Genomic DNA, 22617 nt, shown 5'->3' with positions numbered 1-22617 from the left:
GTTGCCAGATGGCTGGCGCCGCGGCCCGCGTCCGGCATATCCTGCGTGGCAGACGATCACGGATGATACGGCGATGACCAACCTGCTCACGTTCCATGTCCCCAATGTCCGCTCCAAGGCATCCATCGATTTCAAGCTGGATGCGCGACCGTTCTTGTCCACGCAGTTCCAGCCGCTTGTACCCGCAGAGACGCTGCCTGCACCAAACAGTGTCGAGATGTGGGCTGCAGCGCATGACTGTGGCTACGGGGTGAGCTGGGACAAGCGCGTCGAGTGCAGCGGCAAGGAATGGCAGGCACTTCATCGGCATCTGTACCAGCGCCTGCGGTTTCATCTCACCCTGCTGGAGAACGCAAGCCCCTTGGGCACACCTGCCGCCTGGAAGCGCGCTGCGTTCGCCTCGTTGCTGGAAACCACGGAAAGATCGGCACTTTCCTACGCCTTGGGTGCGATCTACTGCCGCATCGCCACCGGACGCTGGCGTACCCGAAGCCATGCCTGCCACGCCGGATACCTGCGGCGATTCTGGCATTACAAGATAACCGCCCATCCAGCGGTCACCCTGGGAGGCGGCGGAAACGCCATGAAAGGCATACAGAATCCGGACTACATGGCGCAGTGCAGTTGCGAAGCATGGTCGGCCGTGGAAGCCAAGGGCACGCTGGAGCAACTGGATCGTGGCGAATTGAAAAGGGGATTGGGTCAGGCGATGAAATTCTCGACCCTCTCGCTGTATTCGCTCCATAAGTCGTCACCCTCGACCAAGCCGATCCGCTCCAGTGTGTGCGTGGCCACCTATTTCGACAGCAACGCGTTGCTTCAGGTCCTCCATCTGGACCCACCCAATCCGCAGGCTGCAGCACTGCCAGAACGTGAATCAGGCCCGATGGTCGTCACCGAGTTCGCCGACCTGGTGCACTTCGAACACGCCCTGCACCAGCACCAGAGCTATGAAGCAGGCGCCCTCACAGACGACGATCACGGGTCCGGCTCCGTGGAATGGCGTGGCACCCCGGACCTTCCCGAGCTACGGTTCGGCATGGCAGTGCAGCAGGTGAAACTGCAGGCGCGCTTGACGTGGGCAATAGATGCGCTGAGCAGGATCATGCCGGTGATTGCAGCCGCACGTACAAAGGGCTGGCCTGGCTCACGGCTCCGTAATGCACTGCGACGGCAAGCAAGGAGGATTCAGTACGACACTGCGCGCACGGGTGATCCTGTCGACGCTGCGGACACTGCATGGAAGGAATTCGCGCTCTGGATCAAGCAAGAAGCAGTGGGGGAACAGGTGGACTGGAGCGCACTTCTCACCCGCCTTTGGACGGCCCCCATTCTCTCCGCATTCGGCGGAGAGGCCGCGAAATCCCTGCAGGGGTTGTGGTGGGATCTCCACAGGCTACGGCGTGCGGGGCAACTGGATGCCAGGCTTCGGCAGCCCGCCGGATCCGTATCTGAAGGTCCTGTCCCGTCGATGGCGATCACGACATACGGACTCATCGTTGCTTCCACGGATTTCAGTCCACGTCTCCCAGTTCTCTCCAGGCTCAGGTTCTAGCTTGCCGTTCGCCAGTGAGGCCACGACGTGCGGCGCATGCCCTCACCGGCTACCTTGACCGATTCCCCCGCGGAAGAGCGCCGCACATCGCGCAGGTGCCGGGTGCCCGGGTTTCGGGTGATGAAGCGACGCATCCGGCGCTTACGGCCAGACGGACGCTACATCGGAGTGTCTGCGCCGCGCGCCTTCACCCACAGCCCGAATGCCTGCATGACCTCCACCACGGGCTGCAGCCGCCGCCCATCGTCGGTCAGCTCGTACTCCACCTTGACCGGCACCGTCGGAAACACGGTCCGACTGACCAGCCCGGCCTCCTCCAGTGCCCGCAGGTCCAGGGTCAGCATGCGCTGGGAAATGGCGGGAATTTCGCGGCGCAGATCGTTGAACCGCCTCGGGCCATCCAGCAGGTAAGAGGCAATCAGCAACCGCCAGCGGCCGCCGAGCAGGCGCATCGCTTCTTCCACCGAGCAGCCGGAGACGTTGTCTTTCATCGAAGGGTTCAGAAGGTGGCAGGTAACCATTATGTACCTACACCACAGGATAGTGCCTTCTTCCGTTTTTATACCGCGCTCCTAGAATGCGCCAGGACGCCTCACCTGGAGGCCCCTCCCGTCCTGGACACCGCAATGAAGCTCTATTACCTGCCCGCCGCCTGCTCGCTCGCGCCGCACATCGTGATCAATGAACTGGGTCTCGCCGCCACGCTGGTCAAGGTCGATCACCGCACCCACCGCACCGTCGACGGCGAGGACTACCTGCAGGTCAATCCGCTGGGCTACGTGCCGGCGCTGGCACTGGACGACGGCAGCGTGCTCCGCGAAGGGGCGGCGATCCTGCAGTTCCTTGCCGACCAGCATCCGGCCAGCGCCCTGGCACCGCCGAACGGCACGCTCGCGCGCTATCACCTGCAGGAGTGGCTGAGCTTCCTCGCCACCGAGATCCACAAGGGATTCATCCCGCTGCTGTACGCCACCGCCGCCGGCAAATACGTAGACACCGCACGCCCGAAGCTCGCGCAACGTTTCGCCTGGATCGACGCGCAGCTGGCCGAACGCGCGTACCTCACCGGCGACACCTTCAGCATCGCCGACGCCTACCTGTTCGCCCTGGTCGGCTGGGGCCAGGCGACGTGGCTGACCTCCTACTACAAGGCCGATATCCACTTCGACGCGCTGACCAATCTGCAGCGCTGGTACCAACGCGTGCAGGCGCGCCCGTCGGTACGTGCTGCGCTGGAGCGCGAGGGACTGACGCGCCCGGCTGTGACCTGATCCGCAGCCGCCGGCCAACCGCCACGGCCCCCCTCTGGTGCGGCGCGCGGCGCTCGGCTACGCTGCCGCCGGCCCGGACGCATCCGGGCTGGATCCTGGGGGGAGGATCTGCCAGTCGCGGGGGCGGCTGGTCTTGCGTAGCCATGCATGGCGGGCTCTCTCCGGGCAATTTCATACAGGAGGGATTCGTCCATGAAGTTTGCCGCTTTCCAGCGTGTGTGCGTGGGCCTGGCCATGATGGCCGCATTGACCGGCTGCGTCAGTCTGCCACCCCAGCAGGCGTACAACCGTGACGCCACGCCACCAATCAAGACCATCGTGGTGCTGCCCGTAACGCCGATCGAACCGAACGTGTTGATGATGAACCACCCCGGCGCCAACTTCGGCCTGATCGGCGGGCTGGTGGCCGCCGCCAACATGGCCGGCAAGCGTGACCGGTTGCAGGCCGCATGCGACGCGGCCAAGTTCGACCCTGCGGTGTACTTCAGGGAAAGCCTGACCCAGCGCATGGCCGAACGCGGCTACACCCTGGTATGGCCCGGCGCGATGGTGGAACCCAAGGGCAGCAAGACCGCCCGCGGCGTGTTCGGTCTGCGCAAGGCCTATACCCACCAGCCCCAGGCCGATGCCCAGCTGGACCTCAGCGTGAACTTCGTCGGTTACGCCGCCGCCGGTGCAGGTGACGATGCGCCCTACCGCCCGATGCTGAGCGTGGCCGCGCGCCTGGTCAGCCAGGACGGCAAGCAGAACTACTTCACCGACTTCGTCGTCTACAACAACGTACTCAACCAGGCCAAGGTCATCACCCTGGAACCGGAGGCGCAGCGCTTTGCCTACGCCGATTTCGATGCCCTCGAAGACGCCGGTGCCGAAACCGTGGAAGGCATCAAGCTGGCCATCGACCGCACCAGCGACGCCCTGGTCAGGCAGCTGTGAGCCGGCTGACCACCATGGTCCTGCTGGCGATGGTCGCCAGTGGACTGCCGGGGTGCGCCCACCAGGCCTACAAGGCCACGGTGCCCGATACCCGCCTGCACTGCGTGGGCAGCCTGCCGGAAGTGACCAGCCGTCCACTGAATTACCTGGCGCCCAGGGAAGATGCCGAGGACCGACGCCTGGAGTTCGCCGAGGTGGCAGCCTGCGTCACCCTGGCCGGCGCTGCGTTGCCGGTGGCGTTGTACCGGCTGGACGCGTTGGAAGGCGCCTCGGAGATCGACATCCGCGTGTCGCTTTCCGAAGGCGGCACCTTCGCCGCCAGCGCCGAACTGCTGGATGCGGGCTTCCAGCCAATCAAGCAGTATCGGTTCACCGACTTCGTCCGCCGCACCAACGAGTACTCGCTGAGCGTGTTCGTTGACCGCAGCCGTCCGACGCCGCCGGTGTACCTGCTGCTGCGCCCCGATGCCAGCCACGTGGGCAAGCAGGACACCACGATCACCTCGCAGTCCTCGGCCTTCATCACGCCCGGCGGGGGCGCCTATCGGGTCGGCACCGAGGTCAGCCGGATGCGTCCGTTGCTGGGTGCGGGCAAGCTGCAGGTAGTGGCCTATCGCGCCCGTCGCGCGGCCTTCGAGGAAGGCGCAACGCCGCACAAGTGAGCCTCGCGGGACACCCACCGATACCCGCACGCTCGGCAACCGGTCGTCAGCACTGACGACCGGCGTGCTCAGCGCGACTGCACGGCAACCGCCACATCGTCGCGGCCGCGTGGCAGCGGTGCGATCGCCAGGGTATCGCCGGTGCACACATCCACCCCGTGATAGATAGCGCGCCGGCCATTGCGGAACTGCAGCCGTATGTCGAACCGGCAGCCGGCCTCCCCCAGGCGCACGGTGATTGCGCCGCCGCCCCCGTCGAGCCTGTCGATCGGTCGGGCGACGTAGGCATCGCTGCCGGCCGGGGCCACCTCCAGCGCCACGACGCTGTCATGGGCGCGGTTGAGCAGGCCGAGGTAACGTGCCTCGCCGGCCTGCGCCGGGGCGGCCGCCAGCAGCGGCATCAAGCACAGCGAAGCGATCAGGACAGGGCGGATCAGGAACATGGCGGCGTCTCCGTAGCGGTGAAGGACGTCCGCATCAGGCACCGGCCATCGCCCCGCGCCAACCGATCCGGGACCAATCGTCGCCACGCGCGGGCCAATCGTAATGGGCCGTCATGGCGCTTCCCGCCCGCCCGGGGCCTGCCTAAGATGGGGCTCGCCAGCGATGCCTGGCCCTGGACGCCCGCATGAACATCCGCCTCGGCAGCACGCAGATCCGCCTGTCACGCTATATCGCCCTGTGGACGCTGGTGGCGATGGTGTTCGCCGTGCAGAACGCGATCAACGTCGGCCTGCCCCGCACCCACTGGCCGTTCTGGGACCTGGCCCGCTGGTCGCTGATCCAGTGGTACACCTGGGCCGCCCTGGCCCCCACCGTCTTCCGCCTCGCCGAGCGCTTCCCCGTGCGCGGCACCCTCCGCTTCCACGGACTCGGCGCGCAGGTGCTGGCGAGCCTGTGCGTGACGTTCGCGGCGATGGTGCTGGGCGCGCTGGTCTCCACGCTGTTCGAGCCCAGCGGTTTTGCCGAACAGCTGGGCTACTTCCTGGAACAGCACTTCGCCATCGGGCTGCTCACCTACTGGACGCTGTTTGCCATCCAGCAGGCCATCCACTTCCACGCTGAAAAGGCCCGGCGCGAACTGGAAGCGAGCCAGTTGGCCACCGAGCTGGCACAGTCGCGCCTGCTCGCCTTGAAGTCGCAGTTGCAGCCGCATTTCCTGTTCAACACGCTGCACGCGATCATCACCCTGCTCGACGAAGACAAGCTGTCGGCCGAGGACATGCTGCTGCGCCTGAGCGAGCTGCTGCGCGCCTTCCTGGAGGATTACGACGGCCAGGAAATCAGCCTGCGCCAGGAGCTGGACCTGATCGAGCTGTACCTGGGCATCCAGCGCGTGCGCTTCAAGGACCGACTGACCACCCGCACCTATATCGCCCCCGATACGCTGGACTGCGCCGTGCCCAGCCTGATCCTGCAGCCGCTGGTGGAGAACGCGCTGCGCCACGGCATCGGCCAGCGCGTGGGCAGCGACACCATCGAGATCGACGCGCGACGCGACGGCGATGTGCTGTGCATCGAAGTGCGCAACCGCAACAGCACGCTGTCGGCCGAACCGACCGCCTCGGCCGGCCACGGCATCGGCATGGCCAACACGCGTCTGCGCCTGCGCGAACTGTACGGCGATGCCGCCGAGGTCCGCCTGGACATGATCTGGCCCGAAGGCGTGGCGTGCCGCATCCGGGTGCCGTTCCGCGTGCTGGAAAGCGCCGAAGACGCGCCCGAATTCACCCCGGGACTGTCGCCGGCATGAGCCTTACCGCGCTGGTGGTCGATGACGAACCGATCGCGCGCCGCGCGATCGTGCGCCTGTTGGCCGATGACCCGGACATCGAGATCCTCGGCGAATGCGGCGACGGCGTCTCGGCCGTGGCCGCCATCCGCAGCCAGTCGCCGGACCTGGTGTTCCTGGACATCCAGATGCCGGCGATCAACGGCATGGACGTGGTCGCCACCATCGGCGCCGAACGCATGCCCGCCACCGTGTTCGTCACCGCCTACGAGCAGTATGCGGTCAAGGCCTTCGAGGCCAACGCGGTGGACTACCTGGTCAAGCCGTTCAGCCGCGAGCGTTTCGCCGCCACCCTGCACCGCGCCAAGCAGCGGCTGTCGATGGCCGGCGCGGTCGGCAGCCAGGCCTCGGTGCAGATCCTGCAGGCACTGGACGCACTGCGCCAACGCGAGGATTACCTGCAGCGCATCCCGGTGCGGGTGGACGAGCACGTGGTGCTGATCGCCGTGGACGACATCGTCTGGGTCAAAGCCGCGCGCAACATCGTGGAGATCCACCTGGCCGACCGCGTGCACGAGCTGCGTGAAACCATGGCCACGCTGGCCGCCCGGCTGGACCCGCGCCATTTCGCCCGCGTGCACCGCTCGGCGATCGTCAACGTGCGTCGGGTCAAGGCAATCCATCCGTGGTTCAACGGCCACCACGTGGTGACCCTGGATACCGGCCAGCAGCTGCGCATGAGCCGCTACCAGAACGAGGCGTTCCTCAAGCTGGTGTCCACGCGCAGCGGCGACATCGGGTAGCGCCGGGCCGGTTGCCATCAGCGTCCGGTCTGCTCACCCGCACGCAGCGTCAGTACTTCCACCCCGTCGGCGGTCACCATTACCGTATGCTCGGCCTGCGCGGACAACTTGCCGTCGCGGGTGGTCACCGTCCAGCCGTCGTCGCTCATGTCGATGGCCGCGCGACCCTGGTTGATCATCGGCTCGATGGTGAAGGTCATGCCTTCCTCCAGTGCCAGTCCATCGCCGCGCCGACCGTAATGCAGCACCTGCGGCTCTTCGTGCATTTCCCGGCCGATGCCGTGACCGCAGAACTCCTTGACCACGCTGTAACCGTGCGCCTTGGCATGCTGCTGGATCGCAAAGCCGATATCGCCCAGCGTCGCGCCCGGACGTACCACGTCGATGCCTTTCCACATCGCCTCGCGGGTGACCCGCACCAGGCGTTTGGCCGCGTAGTCCACCTCGCCGATCAGGTAGGTCTTGCTGGAATCGGCGATGTAGCCGTTCTTTTCCAGGGTGATGTCCAGGTTGACGATACTGCCGCTGCGCAGGATGTCATCAGCCGATGGCACGCCGTGGCAGACCACCCGGTCGATCGAGCTGTTCAACACGTAGGCAAAGCCATACTGCCCCTTGCTGGCCGGGCGCGCGTGCAGCTCATCGACGATGAAGCGCTCCACCCAGTCGTTGACCTGCAGCGTGCTCATGCCTTCCAGCGGCAGCGTATCCAGCGCCTCGAACACCTGTGCCAGCAGGCGCCCCGATGCGCGCATCAACGCCTGCTCTTCGAGGGTCTTGATCATGCCTCGGCCACCCGCAATGCCCCCGGCGCGACCCCGGCGGCACGCAGCTCGCGGCTGACGATTTCCTGGTAGCTCATGCCGGGGTTCATCTCGCACAGCATGCCGATCTTGATCCAGAACCCGGCCTGGGCATTGATCGAACGGCCGGAGACGCCACTGGCGCGGCGCAGATTGTCGTGCAGTTCGTCGTCGATGTTGACGATGCCCATGGGGATGCCTCGGTCACAAAAGGTATACACATCATATACGATGCGTATATTCCACACCAACCGCCCGGCTCACTCGCGGTACGCGGTGGCCTCGATCTCGAACAGCATGCCGTCCAGCGCCAGCCGCGGCACCGGGATCAGCGTGCAGGTCGGGGCGCGGCCCAGTGGCCAGCGCCGACCGATCTGATCGGACAGGATGCCGAGCCGGTCCTGGTCATGGTCGACCACCAGCACGGTCAGCTTGGCCACGTCGGCCAGGGTGGCACCGGCCGACGCCAGCGCGAGGCTGAGGTTGTCCAGTGCCTGTGCAACCTGCACCTCGAAGCGCGGCGACAACGCGCCATCGGCGGTCTCACCGCCCTGCCCGGCGATGTGGATCACCCGCGCCGGCAGGCGCACCACGGCTACGTGCGAATAGCCGTTCGCGCTCGGGTCGTACAGACCGGACGGATTGATGAAACCAAACAGGCCGGCAGGCGCAACAGGGGCATCGGTCAACATGGGGGAGGCGTCGTCGGGGAGTGAGTGCGCAGTCTCCGGCCTCAACCGCGGTTGAGGTCAACGGCGCACACTGCAACGTTGAGATTCGCCGTCGCATTGCCCGTGCAGAGCTGCCAGAATTGCGACCGGGCATCCGGAGAACCACATGAGCGACAAGGACGTGGCATTGGCCGGGTTTTCGGACCGGGAAAGCGCGTGGGCACAGGAATCCAGGGATCTGGGCCGACAACTGCTGACGATCTATGCCGGCACGAGCGAGGTCACCCCGAACGCGCTGGACACGGCCTTCCGGCGTTGGAAGGCCGACGAAGTCGCCCAGCGCCCTGCCGACAACGTCGTGGCGTGCGGGCTGGGCATCCTCTTCGGTGATTACGTGATTGCCCATCGCGGCGGCGATTGGCGCATGCAGACCGACGCCTATGGCACCGATGCGGTAGTGGTCGGCCCCGCCAAGCTCAAGCTGTTCCCGGTGGCTTCGGTCTCCAAGCGGATGGCCCCGGACAATGAGGACATCGCCTTCTTCGAGCCCATCTGGGCCAGCCTGCCCGCGGCTCACCTGCCCGACCCGACGCCGCCCGTGCCCTGGTGGCGCCGCCTTTTGGGGCGATAAGCGGCACGCGGTACGCGTCATCCACGCACGTTTTCGTGGTGTCCCTGCCGCAGAACGCAGCGATGATCGCCGGGACCACCACTGCCCAGGCCGCCCCCCCTGAGTTCCGTCCCCGGCCTCAGGTCCAGGCCGGGTCGGCCGTGAAATCGATCGTCAGCCAGAACTCACTGCCGCGCGCGTCCAGGCGTTCGGCGATCTCATCACGCAGCCGGTCCACGTTGCCGATGTCGCCGATGACCGTTTCCGGATGGGTCAGGATGTGGATCTCCACGAAACGCATGCGTCCCATCTTGGCCACGTGGCTGGTGAAATCCAGATAGCCGTGTTCGGCCACGAAATCCTGCATGACCGCCTGCACGCGCGCGTCCAGCGTGTCCGGCGCCACCTGCAGTACCTCGCGCATGGCCTTCCAGGCGCTGCGCAGCGGCACCGGCAGCACCGCCACGCTGATCGCCGCCAGCACCAACGGGTCCAGGTACGGAATCCAGTGGGCGTGCGCGCCGCCGCGCAACAGCAGGGCGATCACGAATGCCAGCACCACCGCCAGGCTCATCAGCCCGCTCAGCAGCCAGGCCCGCACATCCAGCCACAGCAAGGATGATCGCAAGCGCAGCGCGCGGGTCCGCACGAACGCCGCCATGCCGAGGTTGCTCACGCACAACACCGCTGCCCACAGCAGCGCAGGGCCCGCCTTGACCTCGTGGCCGCCGGTCGTCAACCCGATGACCGAATTGGCCAGCGCATAGATGCAGGCCAGCGACAGGATCGCCCCGCCCAGCGCCTCCACCATCGGCTCCAGGTGCCAATACCCGTACTGGAAGCGCGGGCTCCCTTCCCGCGCCACCAGCCGCAGCACCGCCAGCGCCACCAGGGTCAGGGCCACGTCGACCAGGCTGTACACGCCATCAAACAGGATGGCCTGCGACCCCACCAGCAGGCCGCCGATGAAGCCGATGGCGCTGACCGCCACCGTCACCCCGATCGACAGTTTCAGGACCCGCTGCTCGCGTGCTGTATCCATCGCCCGCCGAAGGTCCTGCGCGTGGGCGTCAGACCTTCAGCACCTCCACCTTGTAGGTCGGCACGTCGCCGTCGCGGTCGATGATAAGCCCGTGCACGTCCGACTCGAAACCCGGGAAGCGCGCGTTCTGCTCGCGGGCGATGCGCAGCGACTGGATGATCGGCTCGTCGCTGGCGCCGAACCGCTCGCCGGGCATGATCGTCGGGATGCCCGGCGGATACGGCACCAGCATGGTGCCGGCGATACGGCCGCTGATCTGCTCGATGTCGACCCGCTCGATCTGCCCGCGCACCAGGTGGTCGTAGGCCTCGGCCGGGGTCATCACCGGCTCGGGCAGGACCACGTACATCGCGCGCATCACCTGGGCCACCGCGAACTCGCGGTTGAATTCGTGCAGCGCGTGGCACAGGTCGCGCAGGCCCCAGCCGGCGTAGGCCACCGGATAGTCCGCGGCCAGCCCCGGCAACGCCCGGGTCAACGGCGCGTTGGCATCGTACAGTTCCTTGAACGCCATCAACTCGGTGACCAGCGTGCTCCACTTGCCCTTGGTGATGCCCATCGAGAACAGGAACAGCACCGAGTACAGGTTGGTCTTCTCCACGGTGATGCCACGGGTCCACAGGAACTTGCTCAGTACCGCCGCCGGGATCCCGCGCTGGCCGACCGCGCCGTCGATCGACAGCCCCGGCGTCAACAGGGTCACCTTGATCGGATCGATCAGCACGTAGTCCTCGACCAGGCCGTCGAAGCCATGCCAGTGCGCGTCCGGCTGCAGGTACCACTCGCTGCGCTTGGCCACCATAGGCGCCGGCGTATCGCCCTTGGCCAGCGAACGCTCCAGCTTGTCCGGCTGCCATACGCTGAACCACCAGTCGTCGCGACCCAGGTCCTCGCGCACGTGCAGCATGGCGCGGCGGAAGGCGATCGCCTCGTCGTGCATCTCCTGCACCAGCGACTCACCGGCCGCCCCTTCCATCATCTTCGAGGCCACATCGCACGCGGCGATCACGCCGTAATGCGGGCTGGTGGTCGTGTGCATCATGAACGCTTCGTTGAAGCGCTCGGCATCGAGCTCCCGGCTGGCGGCGTTGCGCACGTGGATCATCGACGCCTGCGAGAACGCGGCCAGCAGCTTGTGCGTGGAATGGGTGGTGAAGATGATCGCATCCTGTTCGCGCGGCTTGCCCTTGGCCATGCCGTAGTGGTTCTCGTAGAACGGATGGAACGCGGCGTAGGCATACCAGGCCTCGTCGAAATGCAGGAAGTCGACCGCGCTGCCGATCTCCTCGGCGATCTTTTCGGCGTTGTAGCACAGCCCGTCATAGGTGGAATTGGTCACCACCGCGATGCGCGGCCTGGAGCCGGCCTTGAAGGCCTTGCTGGCCAGTGGGTTGGCGGCGATGGCCGCCTGCAGCGATTCGGGGGTGAACTGGTCCAGGCTGATCGGCCCGATGATGCCGTGCGCATTGCGGCTGGGGGTGAAGTACACCGGAATGCCGCCGGTCATGATCAGCGAATGCAGCAGCGACTTGTGGCAGTTGCGGTCCACGAACACCACGTCGCCACGGCCTACCGTACCGTGCCAGACGATCTTGTTGGCGGTGGAGGTACCGTTGGTGACGAAGAAGGTGTGGTCGGCGCCAAAATTTCGCGCAGCCTCGTTTTCCGCTTCCTTGATCGGGCCGCTGTGGTCCAGCAGCGAGCCCAGCTCGGGCACCGAGATCGACAGGTCGCTGCGCAGGGTGTTCTCGCCGTAGAACTGGTGGAACGCGCGTCCCACCGGCGACTTGGTGAACGCCACGCCACCGGCGTGCCCCGGCGTGTGCCACGAATAGTTCGACTCGGCGGTGTGGTGGATCAGCGCCTTGAAGAACGGCGGCAGCAGGTTGGCCATGTAGTCTTCGGCCGCGCGCATGACCTGGCGCGCGATGAAGCTCTTGGTGTCTTCGAACAGGAAAATGTAGCCGTGCACGAACTTGAGCAGCTTGCTCGGCACCTTCTCGATGGTGCGCCGCTCGCCGTACAGGAACACCGGCAGGTTGGCCCGGCGCGCGCTCTGCTCGCGCAGGAAGCCCAGCAGGCGCTGGAACTGCTCCGGGTTCTCTTCGGTGCCATCGATGGAGATCAGTACCGCCGACGCGGCCACGTAGGTGCGCGCACCGGCCTGGGCGTCGGCCAGGGTCAGGCCGCACAGGACGCGCTGGTCGCTCTTGCGCAGCTCCTCGACCAGCGCGCGGATCAGGATGCCGCCGATGCGCGGGGACTCGTAATCGTCGTCGATGACGATGATCGGGTAATCAAGGGACTTGAAGTACACAGGCATTCTCCTGGGGCAATATCACGAAAGCGTCGTGCGGACGGCGGCATCCAGCGCAGGCAGGCCGCGCTGGCGGCGGCGCTCTTCGCTGAAGAACGGGTAGAACACCGTGATGAACAGCACGAACAGGAAGGCGTACTGGACGATGCTGCCGGACGAACCGAAGATCGCCCACAGGCAGTACACCACCGTGACGCTGGTCAGCAGCCAGAACGCACCGGTATGCACCAGGGTGTGCGAGCGCTCGACCACGAAGTAGCAGGCCACGCAGGAATAGATGTAGGGCAGCAGGGTCAGGACCACCGCGGCCGAGGTGATCACATCGAACTGCGCCGAGGCCGTCTCCGAGGTGGAGGTGACCAGCACCGCCAGGGTCATCAGAACCGCCACGATCAGCACGCCCTTGACGGGCACGTCGTCCTTGTTGGTCTTGCTGAAGATGCCTGGGAACAGGCCGTCATCGGAGGCCGCCTTGGCGCTCTGCGCGGTCAGCAGGATCCAGCCGCCGAGCGAGCCGGCCGCGCCGACGAAGGCGCACAGGCTCACCAGCGCCCCGCCCCAGCCGCCCACCGCGTTGGCCGCGGCCAGCGCGAACGGCGCATCGGACACCTGCAGCTCGCCGTTGGGCACCATGCCCATGATCACCGAGGAACTGGCGATGTAGGCGATGGCCGCCAGGAACACACCGGCCAGGGTGGCGCGGGCCACGTTCTTCTCCGGGTTCTCCACCACCCCGGCCGTCACCGAGGCCGATTCCACGCCGATGAACGCCCACAAGGTCAGGGCGGCCGCACTTGAGATCGCCCCGAAGTTGGACTCCCCGGACACGTTGTAGGCGCCCTTGAACAGGGTCGGGTCGAAGAAGAACCAGCCGAAGATCGCTATGCCCAGGATCGGCACCAGCGCGAAGCTGGTGGTCACCGTCTGCAGCTTGCTGACGAACGAGGGCCCGATCACGTTGGCGAAGCTCAACGCCCATACCAGGGCCAGCACCGCGATGCAGCGCGGCAGCGGCTCGGACAGGATCGGGAAGAAGTAGCTGAAATAGCCCACCGCCGCGATCGGGATGGCGACGTTGCCGATCCAGTTGGCGAACCAGTAGATGGTGTTGGTCTGGAAGCCCATGTACGGGCCGAACCAGTCGCGTGCGTAGGCGTAGGGACCACCGGCCTTGGGCGCCAGCTTGCCCAGCTTGGCGAACACGAAGGCCAGCAGCAGCGCGCCGGCCGTGGTGACCAGCCAGCCCCAGATCGAGGCGGTACCGATCTTGGCCAGGCTGGAGGGCAGCAGGAACACGCCCGAGCCCATCATGTTGCCGGCCACCAGGAAGGTGGCACCGACCACCCCGATCTTCTTCGCTTTCGCCATGACGCTGTCTCCTTTGCCTGGCAGGAACCCGGTCGCGCCGGGCGTTGGGGTCTACTTGATGAAGTTGTATTGCAGGCTGCCCTGCAGCCGCACCGTGTCGCCACGTTGTCCGCCCTGCTGTTCCAGCTGCCCGTACAGCAGCTCCATGCCCATCGTCCAGGACGGCGCCGGGCTCCAGATCAGGTTGAACACGCCATAGCGGCTGCGTCGGAAGGCGTCGGCGGCCAGCGCGTCGTTGCGTTCGCTGTCGAGCTGCCCGTAGATCAGGTTGGAGCGCCACAGCGGCGACCAGTAATGCGTGTAGCCGACGAAGCCGCCGCGCAGCGAGAGCAGTTCCAGGCGCCCGTCGGCGGTCACCACCGCATCCATGCCCGAGCCGGTCAGGTCGGCCGTGTACCGGGCCAGGCCCTTGCCGCCCAGCGCGCCGAACAGCAGCAGGTCCTGGTCGCCCATCGCGGCCGAGCCGCTCAACTGCAGCCCGCCGCCGATGCGGCGGTCATCGCCGGCAGTGCCGTCATAGCCCAGGCTGCGCGCCACGGCACCCAACTGCAGGTGGCCCCAGCCGCGCTCCATGCGCGCGGTGACCGTCACATCCGGTGCCTGGTTGACCGCGCTGATGCCGTCGCCCGGCGCGCTCAGCTGTGTGTCCGGGTCTTCGGCGGCGAAGGTCAGCGTGTTGCCCTTGCCCATCGGCACGCTGTGATGGATGCCGGCCACCAGCAGGTAGCCGGCGCCACCAGGTCCGGCAAAATCCAGCGTGTCGGGCAGGCTGTCGGCGTCCATGAAGGTCGCATAGCCGTAGCCCGCGTACGTGTTGCCGAGCTGACCGTAGGCGTGGCGCAGGCGGAACGTGTAGCTGTCGCTGCTGCCGAAGAAGTCGTTCTCCAGGTAGAAGCGCAGGTTGCCATGCGTGGTCGGGCGCCGCGCTTCGAAGCTGAAGCGGGTCTGCTTGGCATGCAGGGTGAAGTTGGAGACATCCCGGTGTGCACCGCCGACCGGAATCGAAGAAGTGACGAACTGTTCCTGGTCACCGGCCGCGCGCGCATCGGCAATCGCATCGAGCTTGGCGTAGCCGCCGATGCGGATCAGGGTGTCGGTGCCCGGGATGGCGAAGAAGCCCTTCAGCTCGGGATCGGTCGGGCCGGCAGCGCTGTCCGGGCGCGATGCAGCCGAAGACGGATCGGCCACTGAATCACGGGGCGGCAGGATGGCCTGGCCGACGCCGGGCACCTGTGAGGCACCGGCCTCGGTGAGCGCGCGGGGGGACGTGGCAGGTAGCGGTGCGGTCGTTGCGGCGATCGCGGGAATGGCGGGACTCGTGGTGCTCGCAGCGCTCGACGCGGTTGGCGGAGGTTTGTTGGACTCCAGCGCATCCAGGCGCTTCTCCATCGCCTCAAGCGTGTGCCGCAGCGACCGGATCTCCTGCCGCAGCGCGTCCGCCGACGCCTGTGCATGGACTGGCGCAGACGACAGCGCCGCCACGCAAGCAAACGTTACGACAGCCAGGCGCATCACGTTCTCCATGAACCGCGAACAGCCTTGCCGGCCGTTTCCGCCGCGCATGCGCGAGGGAATCCGGTCGACAACCCGGTACTGCACTGCAGGTGCGGGATGCCCTCCTCATCCCGGGCGGCATGGCGGGGTTGACCCGCGCGCCAGCGCCTTGAGTAACAATCGCCGGGTGAGACATTCGTGAAGCGTCGCGAACGCAGCAGCCGCGCGGTCGTCGTGCGGCAGAGGATCGGGAGCGTGGGACGTGTGGGCTGCATGCGTACAGGCTAGTACGCATGTCGTTTTTGGCCTTGATCTAGATCAACCGCCAATGATGCAAAGTGTGACGTACAGCGCGCCGGCAGTGCACCGGCGCGCGAATCATGCGTCGGCGCGTGCGCTCAGCGCGCCCCCATCACCCGCTCCATGTCCTTGCCCTGCGGCAAGCCGGAGAGGCGGTCGACCATCCCCTTGTCGTCCTTGAACAGGATCCCCGGCGTGCCCTGGAAGCCCATCTCCAGCATCAGCTCCTGGTTGGCATTGAGCTTGTTGGCGATCTCCGGGCTCAGCTTGGACGCCGGCTTGATACCGCCCTTGTCGAAGCCATGCTCGTTCTCCAGCAGGGCCGCACTCGGGTTGGGCGCGGTCAGGATCGCCGCCGCCTTGGCCGGGCTGTCCTCGCGGATCACCCCGACCATGATGTGGCGCAGCTGTACCTTGCCGCTGTCCACCCACGGCCGCGCCGCTTCCCAGAACGTGTGGCAATAAGGGCAGTTCGCGTCGCTGAAGGTGTAGACCACGCGCGGCGCATCCGCCCGACCGTCACGCACCCAGGCGCTGGCGTCGAGCTTGTTCCACATCCGGTCGGACATCGGCTTGGCCGCCAGCTTCTCCAGCGCGGCCGCGCCGACTTCCTCGCCGTTCTCGTTGAACAGGCTGCCCACCAGCACGTGCTTGCCGTCCGGGGTCACATAGGCGGCGGCAGGCTGCTGCCCGCCGACCACACCGGCAAAGCCACGCAAGCCACCGGGCGCGTCGAACTCGCCGAGCACCTCGAAGCCATGCTTCTGGATGCCCTTGAGCACGGCCGGCTGTTCCCCGGTTCTGGTCGCGGCGGTGGCCGGGGCCTTGGGCGACTGCGCCTGGCTGCACGCGGCCAGGCTCAACAGCAGGCCCGTGGCAAGCAGGGAACCCAACGGGCGTGGGGATATGAACAACATGGCAACTCCTGGTGTCGGCAAAACGGAAAGCAACGCGTACTCAGCGCAGCGTATCAAGCCTGGCCTGCAGGCCGGCGGCACTGAGTTCCCCCATGTGCAGGCCCTGCAGGCGGCCGTGCGAATCGAAGAACAGGGTAGTCGGATAGGCATGCACCTGCAGTCGTGTCGAGGTCAGGCTGTCGGCATCCAGCAACACGTTCTGCAGCGACAGGCGCTCGGCGCCCAGGAACCGGCGTACCTCGTCGGCGTCCTCGCCCTGGTTGACGAACACGAAACGCACCGCCGGCGTACGTCGCTGCGCCTCGGCGAAGACCGGCATCTCGCGCCGGCAGGGGCCGCACCAGCTCGCCCACAGGTTGACCACCAACGGCGTGCCGCCCTGCCCGGCCAGCGCCACTGGGGCGCCCTCCATCGATTGCAGGGTGAGCTCGGGCACCACGATGCGCGCCTGCTGCAACTGCGCCATGCCCAGCGACAGGGCGAGCCAGCACAGCAGGCCGGCCACCGCGCCGGACCAGACCGCGCGCCGGGCGCCGGGCCAGCGGCGCAGCCGCCATATCGCCCAGGCCGCGGCCACCAGCACCCCCGCCCACCACAGGAAGCCGCCGTCGCCCACGCGCAGGACCGCCCACGGATCCGCCAGGTAGGTGCGCGCATGCGCCATCACGAAGCCGATGCGGCCCCCCAGCAGGGCCAGCAACAGCATGTCCAGCAACAGCGCGCTCGGCGCCGGCTGGCCTTCCCGCGGCGTGGGCCGCAGCCAACGCGCCACGCCCACTGCCAGTACTCCTCCCACCACCACCCACACGACACCCAGCGGAACCGGGCCGATACTGCTCATCATCCATCCATCTCCGGCCCAGCCGCACCCCGCGCGGCCGCACCCAGCTGTACATCACCCCGTCGGCATGGTCACCGCCCCAGGCCCATCGGGCAAGCCGCACCTGCACAGGCGACAACGGGAGGCCGCATCCCCGGCCTGCCGTTGTCGTGGGAGTGGATGCGCAGCGCGCAGCGGTCAGGCAGCCGAGCGCAACGGCTCCTCGACCTCGCACGCCGCGGCGGTACGGGCGCGCCCTGCGCGCCGCTGCGAGATGATCTGCCGGCGGTAGCGCGCAGGGGTCACGCCGACGATGCGCAGGAACAACCTGCGGAACGCGCTCTGGTCCGAATAGCCCACCGCCCAGGACACTTCGTCCACGATGCCGCCGGCCTGCAGCAGCAGTTGTGCCTTGGCGATGCGCAGGCGCTGGCAGTACTCGATCGGGCGCAGGCCGGTGGCCTTCAGGAAACGGCGCTGCAGGGTGCGCGGCTCCAGTCCGGACGACTCGCAGATGTCCTGCAGGCTCACCCCGCGCGCGGCGATGGTGTGCAGCCAGCGCTGCGCCTTGAGGATGCCGCGGTCACCGTGGGCGAAATTGGGGCTGAAGCGCTCCAGATCGTCCTGCACCGCGCGCGGGATCACCAGCTGCAACTGCTGGATCGCCTCGACCATCACGGCATGTCCGTACACGCGGGCCAACAGGCGCAGGCTGAGGTACTTCCAAGCATCGGCACCGGAGGTGGTGAGCACATCGCCGTCATCCACCAGCGCGCGGTCGCCCTGCGACCAGCTGGCCACGGTGGAGGCCAGCGACGGGCAGCGGGCGATATCGGGCAGGCTCACCGTGCGCCCCGCCAGCACCCCACTGCTGGCCAGCAGCAATGCGCCCTCGTCGCAGCCCGCCAGCACCGTGCCGGCGTCATGGCAGTCGCGCACCCACGCCAGCATCCGCTCGTCCGGCGGCGGCAGCGGCCAGCTCGGTTCATTGCCCGGCACCACCACGATCGCCGGCGGCGCATCGCCGAACAACTCGGCACCGGCCACCCGCTGCATGCCGCGCGCAGACAGCGTCCAGCGCGTGACCAGCATGCGCGCGCCCGGGCGCCGGCCAGCGGCTGCGGTGCGGTTGCAGCGCTGGGCCAGCTCGGACAGCACCGGAGCGGCCGCACGCAGGCTGCCGGGGTATTCGAGCACGGCCACTTCCATCAGCGCCGGGGTCGCCGCCTTGGGAAGGGTCGGCGGGGGGGAGACACGTGCATGCATAGACAAACTCCTCGAACAACGTCCGTAACCAGCGAAACCCACGCAGGGAAAGGGGTTCGCGAACGTGTCCGAGCGTACGGAGGGCCTGCGGCGCGAGCTATGAAACAAGTTGTATTTTCCGGCCCGTCTGCGACATCGGACGGCTGGGCTTCAGCAACCCTTGACTCTTGACCAGAATCCAGGGTTTACGCTTCCGTCCAGCTCTTCAACGAGGTGGCAATGAACATCGGACAGCTCGCACGCCAGGCCGGCGTGCCCATCGACACCGTGCGCTATTACGAGCGCCAGCACCTGCTGCCCACCGCGCGCCGCAGTGCCGGTGGCTATCGCGTCTTCGACCATGGCGACCTGACCCGGCTGCAGTTCATCCGGCGCGCCAAGGCGCTGGGCTTCACCCTGGAGGAGATCGGCGAGCTGCTCAGCCTGAGCGACCAGCGCGGCCAGGACATGGCCCAGGTCCGCGAAACCGCCGTGCACAAGCTGGCCGACATCCAGCAGCGCATCACCGAGCTGCAGCGCATGCATGCCGCGCTCGAACAACTGGTCGATGCCTGCCCCGGGCATGGCGACCTGCAGCAGTGCCCGATCCTGGCGGCGCTGACGGAGCCCCGCCCATGAGCCACACCCATCACCACGATCCCTCCCACGGCGGTACCGGCGGCAATTGCTGCGGCGGCACGCCCGCCACTGCGCCGGCAGCGGCACCGGCCAGCACCGGCGGCTGCTGCGGTGCCAAGGCGCCAGGCGGCGCCCCCACGGTGAAAGACCTGGTCTGCGGCATGGACGTGGACCCGGCCAGCACCGCCCACCACGCGCAGCATGCCGGCAGCGCCTACCACTTCTGCAGCGATGGCTGCCGGCGCCGGTTCGTCGCCGATCCGGCGCGCTACCTTGACCCGGCCTCGCACATGGCCGCCCCGGCCCCGGCAGGCACCCTGTACACCTGCCCGATGGATCCGCAGATCGTGCAGGAGGGCCCGGGCACCTGCCCGATCTGCGGCATGGCGCTGGAGCCGATGATGCCCAGCCTGGACGACGGCGAGAACCCGGAGCTCACTGACTTCCGGCGCCGTTTCTGGTGGAGCCTGCCGCTGAGCGTGGCCACCATGGCACTGGCGATGCTGGCCATGACCCCGCTGCTGCACGGGCTGTCGCCCGATGTGCGGGTGTGGATCGAACTGGCCCTGGCCAGCCCCGTGGTGCTGTGGGCCGGCTGGCCGTTCCTGCAGCGCTGGGCGCAGTCGATCGGCAACCGCAGCCCCAACATGTGGACCCTGATCGGCACCGGCGTGCTGGCGGCCTATGGCTACAGCGTGGTTGCCACGCTCGCGCCGGACCTGTTCCCGCCGTCGTTCCGACAACACGGCCATGTCGGCGTGTACTTCGAAGCGGCCGCGGTGATCATTTCGCTGACCCTGCTGGGCCAGTTGATGGAACTGCGCGCACGGGCCAAGACCTCGGCGGCGATCAAGGCGCTGCTGGGCCTGGCACCGAAGACGGCGCGCGTGCTGCGCGAGGACGGCAGCGAAGCGGACGTGGACATCGCCCAACTTCACCCCGGCGACCGCGTGCGCGTGCGCCCCGGTGAAAAGGTGCCGGTCGATGGCACGGTGCTGGAGGGGCGCTCGTCGGTCGACGAGTCCATGCTCACCGGCGAACCGGTGCCGGTCGGCAAGACCGTCGGCGACGGCGTGATCGGCGCCACCCTCAACGGCACCGGCAGCCTGGTCATCCGCGCCGACCGCCTGGGCGACGACAGCATGCTGGCGCAGATCGTGCAGTTGGTGGCGCAGGCACAACGCTCACGCGCCCCGATGCAGCGCATGGCCGACACGGTGGCCTACTGGTTCGTGCTGGCGGTGCTGCTGGCGGCGACACTCACCTTCTTCGGCTGGGGCCTGTTCGGCCCGGAACCCTCCTGGACCCACGCCGTGCTCAGCGCAGTCGCCGTGCTGATCATCGCCTGCCCGTGCGCATTGGGCCTGGCCACGCCGATGTCGATCATGGTCGCGACCGGCCGCGCCGCCCAGCACGGCGTGCTGTTCCGCGACGCCGAAGCGATCGAGGCGCTGCGCCAGATCGATACGCTGGTGGTGGACAAGACCGGCACGCTCACCGAAGGCCGCCCGCACTTCCGCGACGTGCAGGCCGTGGCGCCGTCTGTCGCCGACGACGTACTGCATTGGGCGGCCAGCCTGGACCAGGGCAGCGAGCATCCGCTGGCGGCCGCGATCGTGGCCGAAGCGCGGCAGCGCGGGCGCGCGCTTGCCGTGGTGGAGGCGTTCGATTCGCTGACCGGGATGGGCGTGCGCGGCACCGTCGAAGGCAGGGCCCTGCTGCTGGGCAACGCCGCCCTGATGCAGGAACACGGCATCGCGTTGGACGTGCTGCACGACCGCGCCGATGCCCTGCGCCGCGACGCGGCCAGCGTGATGTTCCTGGCCGCCGACGGGCAACTGGCCGGCCTGGTCGCCGTGGCCGATCCGATCAAGGCGTCCAGCGCCGACGCGATCGCGCAGTTACGCCGCGACGGCCTGCGCATCGTGATGGCCACCGGCGACGGCAACGCCACCGCCGATGCGGTCGCGCGCACGCTGGGACTGGACGAGGTCCATGGCGAAATGCGCCCGGCCGACAAGGCTGCGCTGATCCGCAGCCTGCAGGCGCAGGGCCGCAAGGTGGCGATGGCCGGCGATGGCATCAACGATGCGCCCGCACTGGCCACCGCCGACGTCGGCATCGCGATGGGCAATGGCACCGACGTGGCCATGTCCAGCGCGCAGGTGACGCTGGTCAAGGGCGACCTGCGCGGCATCCTGCGCGCCCGCCAGCTGTCCACCGCCAGCGTGCGCAACATGCGCCAGAACCTGGGCTTTGCGTTCCTCTACAACGGCCTGGGCATACCCGTCGCCGCCGGCGTGCTGTATCCGTTGGGCATCACGCTGTCGCCGATGCTGGCCGCCGTTGCGATGAGCCTGAGTTCGGTATCGGTGATCAGCAATGCACTGCGCCTGCGTCATCAACGCTTGCCCGATGCATGAGCGGATCGGCGTGAGTGAAGTTCATGCAACGGATGAAGAAATTCCTGCAGTTTTCTCTTGCCAATCGAAAACACCGTCGCTATGATTTCGCTCCTCACGACGTGGGGCCATAGCTCAGCTGGGAGAGCGCCTGCATGGCATGCAGGAGGTCGGCGGTTCGATCCCGCCTGGCTCCACCACTCCAATCATTAGGCCGATTGAAGTGCAGTGACAAAATATGAAGTTTCGTGCGTCCCCATCGTCTAGAGGCCTAGGACATCACCCTTTCACGGTGGCGACCGGGGTTCGAATCCCCGTGGGGACGCCAATTGAAAAGCAGGAAAGCCTCGACCGCGGTCGGGGCTTTTTTGTTGTGTATCACCGGCGTTCTGCACGCACTTTTTTCTTCGTTGCGACAGAAAAAAGACTTGGCGGGAGCTTCACATCCGCGTAGAATTCCGCCTCCAGCATCGTGGGGCCATAGCTCAGCTGGGAGAGCGCCTGCATGGCATGCAGGAGGTCGGCGGTTCGATCCCGCCTGGCTCCACCACTCCTGACCTTAGGCCGTCAGGATGGCTGAAAACATTGATGAGTTCATGCGTCCCCATCGTCTAGAGGCCTAGGACATCACCCTTTCACGGTGGCGACCGGGGTTCGAATCCCCGTGGGGACGCCACTCATCAACGACATCAGGCCCGGTTTGCCGGGTCTTTTTGTCACCGCCTCCCGCGGTTTCGTTTGGTCTTCCACAAACGTGAACAGGCAGGTATACTAGGCGGCTCGCGGTACAACGTGGGGCCATAGCTCAGCTGGGAGAGCGCCTGCATGGCATGCAGGAGGTCGGCGGTTCGATCCCGCCTGGCTCCACCACTTCTCCGGACACAGGCCGTCCGATAGAAGACAAATTCGGTTTAACGCGTCCCCATCGTCTAGAGGCCTAGGACATCACCCTTTCACGGTGGCGACCGGGGTTCGAATCCCCGTGGGGACGCCAGCTTCAAACAAACAGCCCTGACTTCGGTCGGGGCTT

Annotated in this window: 21 protein-coding genes and 6 tRNA genes; 15 read left to right on the top strand and 12 right to left on the bottom strand. The window is 67.1% G+C overall.

Features of this window, described 5'->3' with window-relative positions; translation table 11 throughout:
* Window positions 1-73 precede the first annotated feature (73 nt).
* Complete coding sequence (locus AC1DGC_RS12925) at window positions 74-1555, top strand: hypothetical protein (protein ID WP_478048017.1); 1482 nt, start codon at window positions 74-76, stop codon at window positions 1553-1555.
* A gap of 158 nt (window positions 1556-1713) precedes the next feature.
* Here AC1DGC_RS12925 and AC1DGC_RS12920 read toward each other — a convergent pair whose 3' ends face one another.
* Complete coding sequence (locus AC1DGC_RS12920) at window positions 1714-2046, bottom strand: winged helix-turn-helix transcriptional regulator (protein WP_478048016.1); 333 nt, start codon at window positions 2044-2046, stop codon at window positions 1714-1716.
* A 135-nt stretch (window positions 2047-2181) separates the two neighbouring features.
* Between AC1DGC_RS12920 and gstA the strand changes: the two genes are divergently transcribed.
* From gstA to AC1DGC_RS12905, 3 genes are all read left to right on the top strand, one after another.
* The gene (gstA, locus tag AC1DGC_RS12915; RefSeq protein ID WP_394162309.1) at window positions 2182-2826 is read left to right on the top strand and encodes a glutathione transferase GstA; all 645 of its coding nucleotides are present in this window, start codon (window positions 2182-2184) and stop codon (window positions 2824-2826) included.
* Window positions 2827-3018: 192 nt separating this feature from the next.
* Window positions 3019-3762 (top strand): hypothetical protein, encoded by a 744-nt coding sequence (locus tag AC1DGC_RS12910; RefSeq protein ID WP_394162311.1) that lies wholly within the window; start codon window positions 3019-3021, stop codon window positions 3760-3762.
* A complete protein-coding gene (locus tag AC1DGC_RS12905; RefSeq protein ID WP_394162313.1) occupies window positions 3759-4424 on the top strand; it encodes a hypothetical protein in 666 nt (221 codons plus the stop codon). The genes AC1DGC_RS12910 and AC1DGC_RS12905 overlap by 4 nt, the downstream gene beginning before the upstream one ends.
* Before the next feature lie 68 nt (window positions 4425-4492).
* Here AC1DGC_RS12905 and AC1DGC_RS12900 read toward each other — a convergent pair whose 3' ends face one another.
* Window positions 4493-4867, bottom strand: coding sequence for a hypothetical protein (locus AC1DGC_RS12900; protein ID WP_259202940.1), 375 nt, complete (start codon window positions 4865-4867; stop codon window positions 4493-4495).
* A 185-nt stretch (window positions 4868-5052) separates the two neighbouring features.
* On the opposite strand from AC1DGC_RS12900, the gene AC1DGC_RS12895 reads away from it, so the two are divergent.
* Together AC1DGC_RS12895 and AC1DGC_RS12890 are read left to right on the top strand one after the other, a co-directional pair.
* Window positions 5053-6177: a sensor histidine kinase gene (locus tag AC1DGC_RS12895; protein WP_478048015.1), complete on the top strand. Its 1125-nt coding sequence runs from the start codon at window positions 5053-5055 to the stop codon at window positions 6175-6177.
* Window positions 6174-6959: a LytR/AlgR family response regulator transcription factor gene (locus AC1DGC_RS12890; RefSeq protein ID WP_478048014.1), complete on the top strand. Its 786-nt coding sequence runs from the start codon at window positions 6174-6176 to the stop codon at window positions 6957-6959. The genes AC1DGC_RS12895 and AC1DGC_RS12890 overlap by 4 nt, the downstream gene beginning before the upstream one ends.
* A gap of 17 nt (window positions 6960-6976) precedes the next feature.
* On the opposite strand, the gene map is transcribed toward AC1DGC_RS12890, so the two are convergent.
* The 3 genes from map to AC1DGC_RS12875 form a co-directional block, all read right to left on the bottom strand.
* Complete coding sequence (gene map / locus AC1DGC_RS12885; protein WP_478048013.1) at window positions 6977-7744, bottom strand: type I methionyl aminopeptidase; 768 nt, start codon at window positions 7742-7744, stop codon at window positions 6977-6979.
* On the bottom strand, window positions 7741-7953 hold the full coding sequence (locus AC1DGC_RS12880; protein WP_038687903.1) for a ParD-like family protein: 213 nt from the start codon (window positions 7951-7953) through the stop codon (window positions 7741-7743). The genes map and AC1DGC_RS12880 overlap by 4 nt, the downstream gene beginning before the upstream one ends.
* A 69-nt stretch (window positions 7954-8022) precedes the next feature.
* Window positions 8023-8454, bottom strand: coding sequence for a RidA family protein (locus tag AC1DGC_RS12875; protein ID WP_478048012.1), 432 nt, complete (start codon window positions 8452-8454; stop codon window positions 8023-8025).
* Window positions 8455-8599: 145 nt separating this feature from the next.
* On the opposite strand from AC1DGC_RS12875, the gene AC1DGC_RS12870 reads away from it, so the two are divergent.
* Entirely contained in the window at window positions 8600-9064 is a 465-nt protein-coding gene (locus AC1DGC_RS12870) for a DUF3806 domain-containing protein (RefSeq protein WP_478048011.1), read from the top strand.
* Between the two features lie 118 nt (window positions 9065-9182).
* On the opposite strand, the gene AC1DGC_RS12865 is transcribed toward AC1DGC_RS12870, so the two are convergent.
* The 7 genes from AC1DGC_RS12865 to AC1DGC_RS12835 form a co-directional block, all read right to left on the bottom strand.
* On the bottom strand, window positions 9183-10085 hold the full coding sequence (locus tag AC1DGC_RS12865) for a cation diffusion facilitator family transporter (RefSeq protein ID WP_478048010.1): 903 nt from the start codon (window positions 10083-10085) through the stop codon (window positions 9183-9185).
* A 28-nt stretch (window positions 10086-10113) separates the two neighbouring features.
* Complete coding sequence (locus AC1DGC_RS12860; RefSeq protein WP_478048009.1) at window positions 10114-12402, bottom strand: Orn/Lys/Arg family decarboxylase; 2289 nt, start codon at window positions 12400-12402, stop codon at window positions 10114-10116.
* A 21-nt stretch (window positions 12403-12423) separates the two neighbouring features.
* Window positions 12424-13770, bottom strand: coding sequence for an arginine/agmatine antiporter (gene adiC / locus AC1DGC_RS12855; protein ID WP_259202955.1), 1347 nt, complete (start codon window positions 13768-13770; stop codon window positions 12424-12426).
* A gap of 51 nt (window positions 13771-13821) precedes the next feature.
* Window positions 13822-15282 (bottom strand): DcaP family trimeric outer membrane transporter, encoded by a 1461-nt coding sequence (locus AC1DGC_RS12850; protein WP_449334454.1) that lies wholly within the window; start codon window positions 15280-15282, stop codon window positions 13822-13824.
* Between the two features lie 380 nt (window positions 15283-15662).
* The gene (gene dsbG, locus AC1DGC_RS12845) at window positions 15663-16481 is read right to left on the bottom strand and encodes a thiol:disulfide interchange protein DsbG (RefSeq protein WP_449334455.1); all 819 of its coding nucleotides are present in this window, start codon (window positions 16479-16481) and stop codon (window positions 15663-15665) included.
* Window positions 16482-16521: 40 nt separating this feature from the next.
* Window positions 16522-17322, bottom strand: coding sequence for a TlpA family protein disulfide reductase (locus tag AC1DGC_RS12840; protein ID WP_478048008.1), 801 nt, complete (start codon window positions 17320-17322; stop codon window positions 16522-16524).
* Window positions 17323-17499: 177 nt separating this feature from the next.
* Window positions 17500-18567, bottom strand: a complete 1068-nt coding sequence (locus AC1DGC_RS12835) for a GlxA family transcriptional regulator (protein WP_259202959.1) — start codon at window positions 18565-18567, stop codon at window positions 17500-17502.
* 219 nt (window positions 18568-18786) lie between these two features.
* Here AC1DGC_RS12835 and AC1DGC_RS12830 point away from each other — a divergent pair, with 219 nt between their 5' ends.
* From AC1DGC_RS12830 to AC1DGC_RS12795, 8 genes are all read left to right on the top strand, one after another.
* Window positions 18787-19185, top strand: a complete 399-nt coding sequence (locus tag AC1DGC_RS12830; RefSeq protein ID WP_478048007.1) for a heavy metal-responsive transcriptional regulator — start codon at window positions 18787-18789, stop codon at window positions 19183-19185.
* The gene (locus AC1DGC_RS12825) at window positions 19182-21608 is read left to right on the top strand and encodes a heavy metal translocating P-type ATPase (RefSeq protein ID WP_478048006.1); all 2427 of its coding nucleotides are present in this window, start codon (window positions 19182-19184) and stop codon (window positions 21606-21608) included. Before AC1DGC_RS12830 ends, AC1DGC_RS12825 begins: the two co-directional genes overlap by 4 nt.
* Before the next feature lie 103 nt (window positions 21609-21711).
* A tRNA-Ala gene (locus AC1DGC_RS12820) sits at window positions 21712-21787 on the top strand.
* 52 nt (window positions 21788-21839) lie between these two features.
* A tRNA-Glu gene (locus AC1DGC_RS12815) sits at window positions 21840-21915 on the top strand.
* 146 nt (window positions 21916-22061) lie between these two features.
* A tRNA-Ala gene (locus AC1DGC_RS12810) sits at window positions 22062-22137 on the top strand.
* A gap of 50 nt (window positions 22138-22187) precedes the next feature.
* Window positions 22188-22263: transfer RNA gene (locus tag AC1DGC_RS12805), tRNA-Glu, on the top strand.
* A 118-nt stretch (window positions 22264-22381) separates the two neighbouring features.
* Window positions 22382-22457: transfer RNA gene (locus AC1DGC_RS12800), tRNA-Ala, on the top strand.
* A 48-nt stretch (window positions 22458-22505) separates the two neighbouring features.
* Window positions 22506-22581, top strand: a tRNA-Glu gene (locus AC1DGC_RS12795).
* The last annotated feature ends 36 nt before the right edge of the window (window positions 22582-22617 follow it).

The organism is Stenotrophomonas sp. 05N37, from assembly GCF_056397365.1.
Note: the sequence above shows the minus strand (reverse complement) of the source record. Positions and strands in the feature narration are given on the sequence as shown.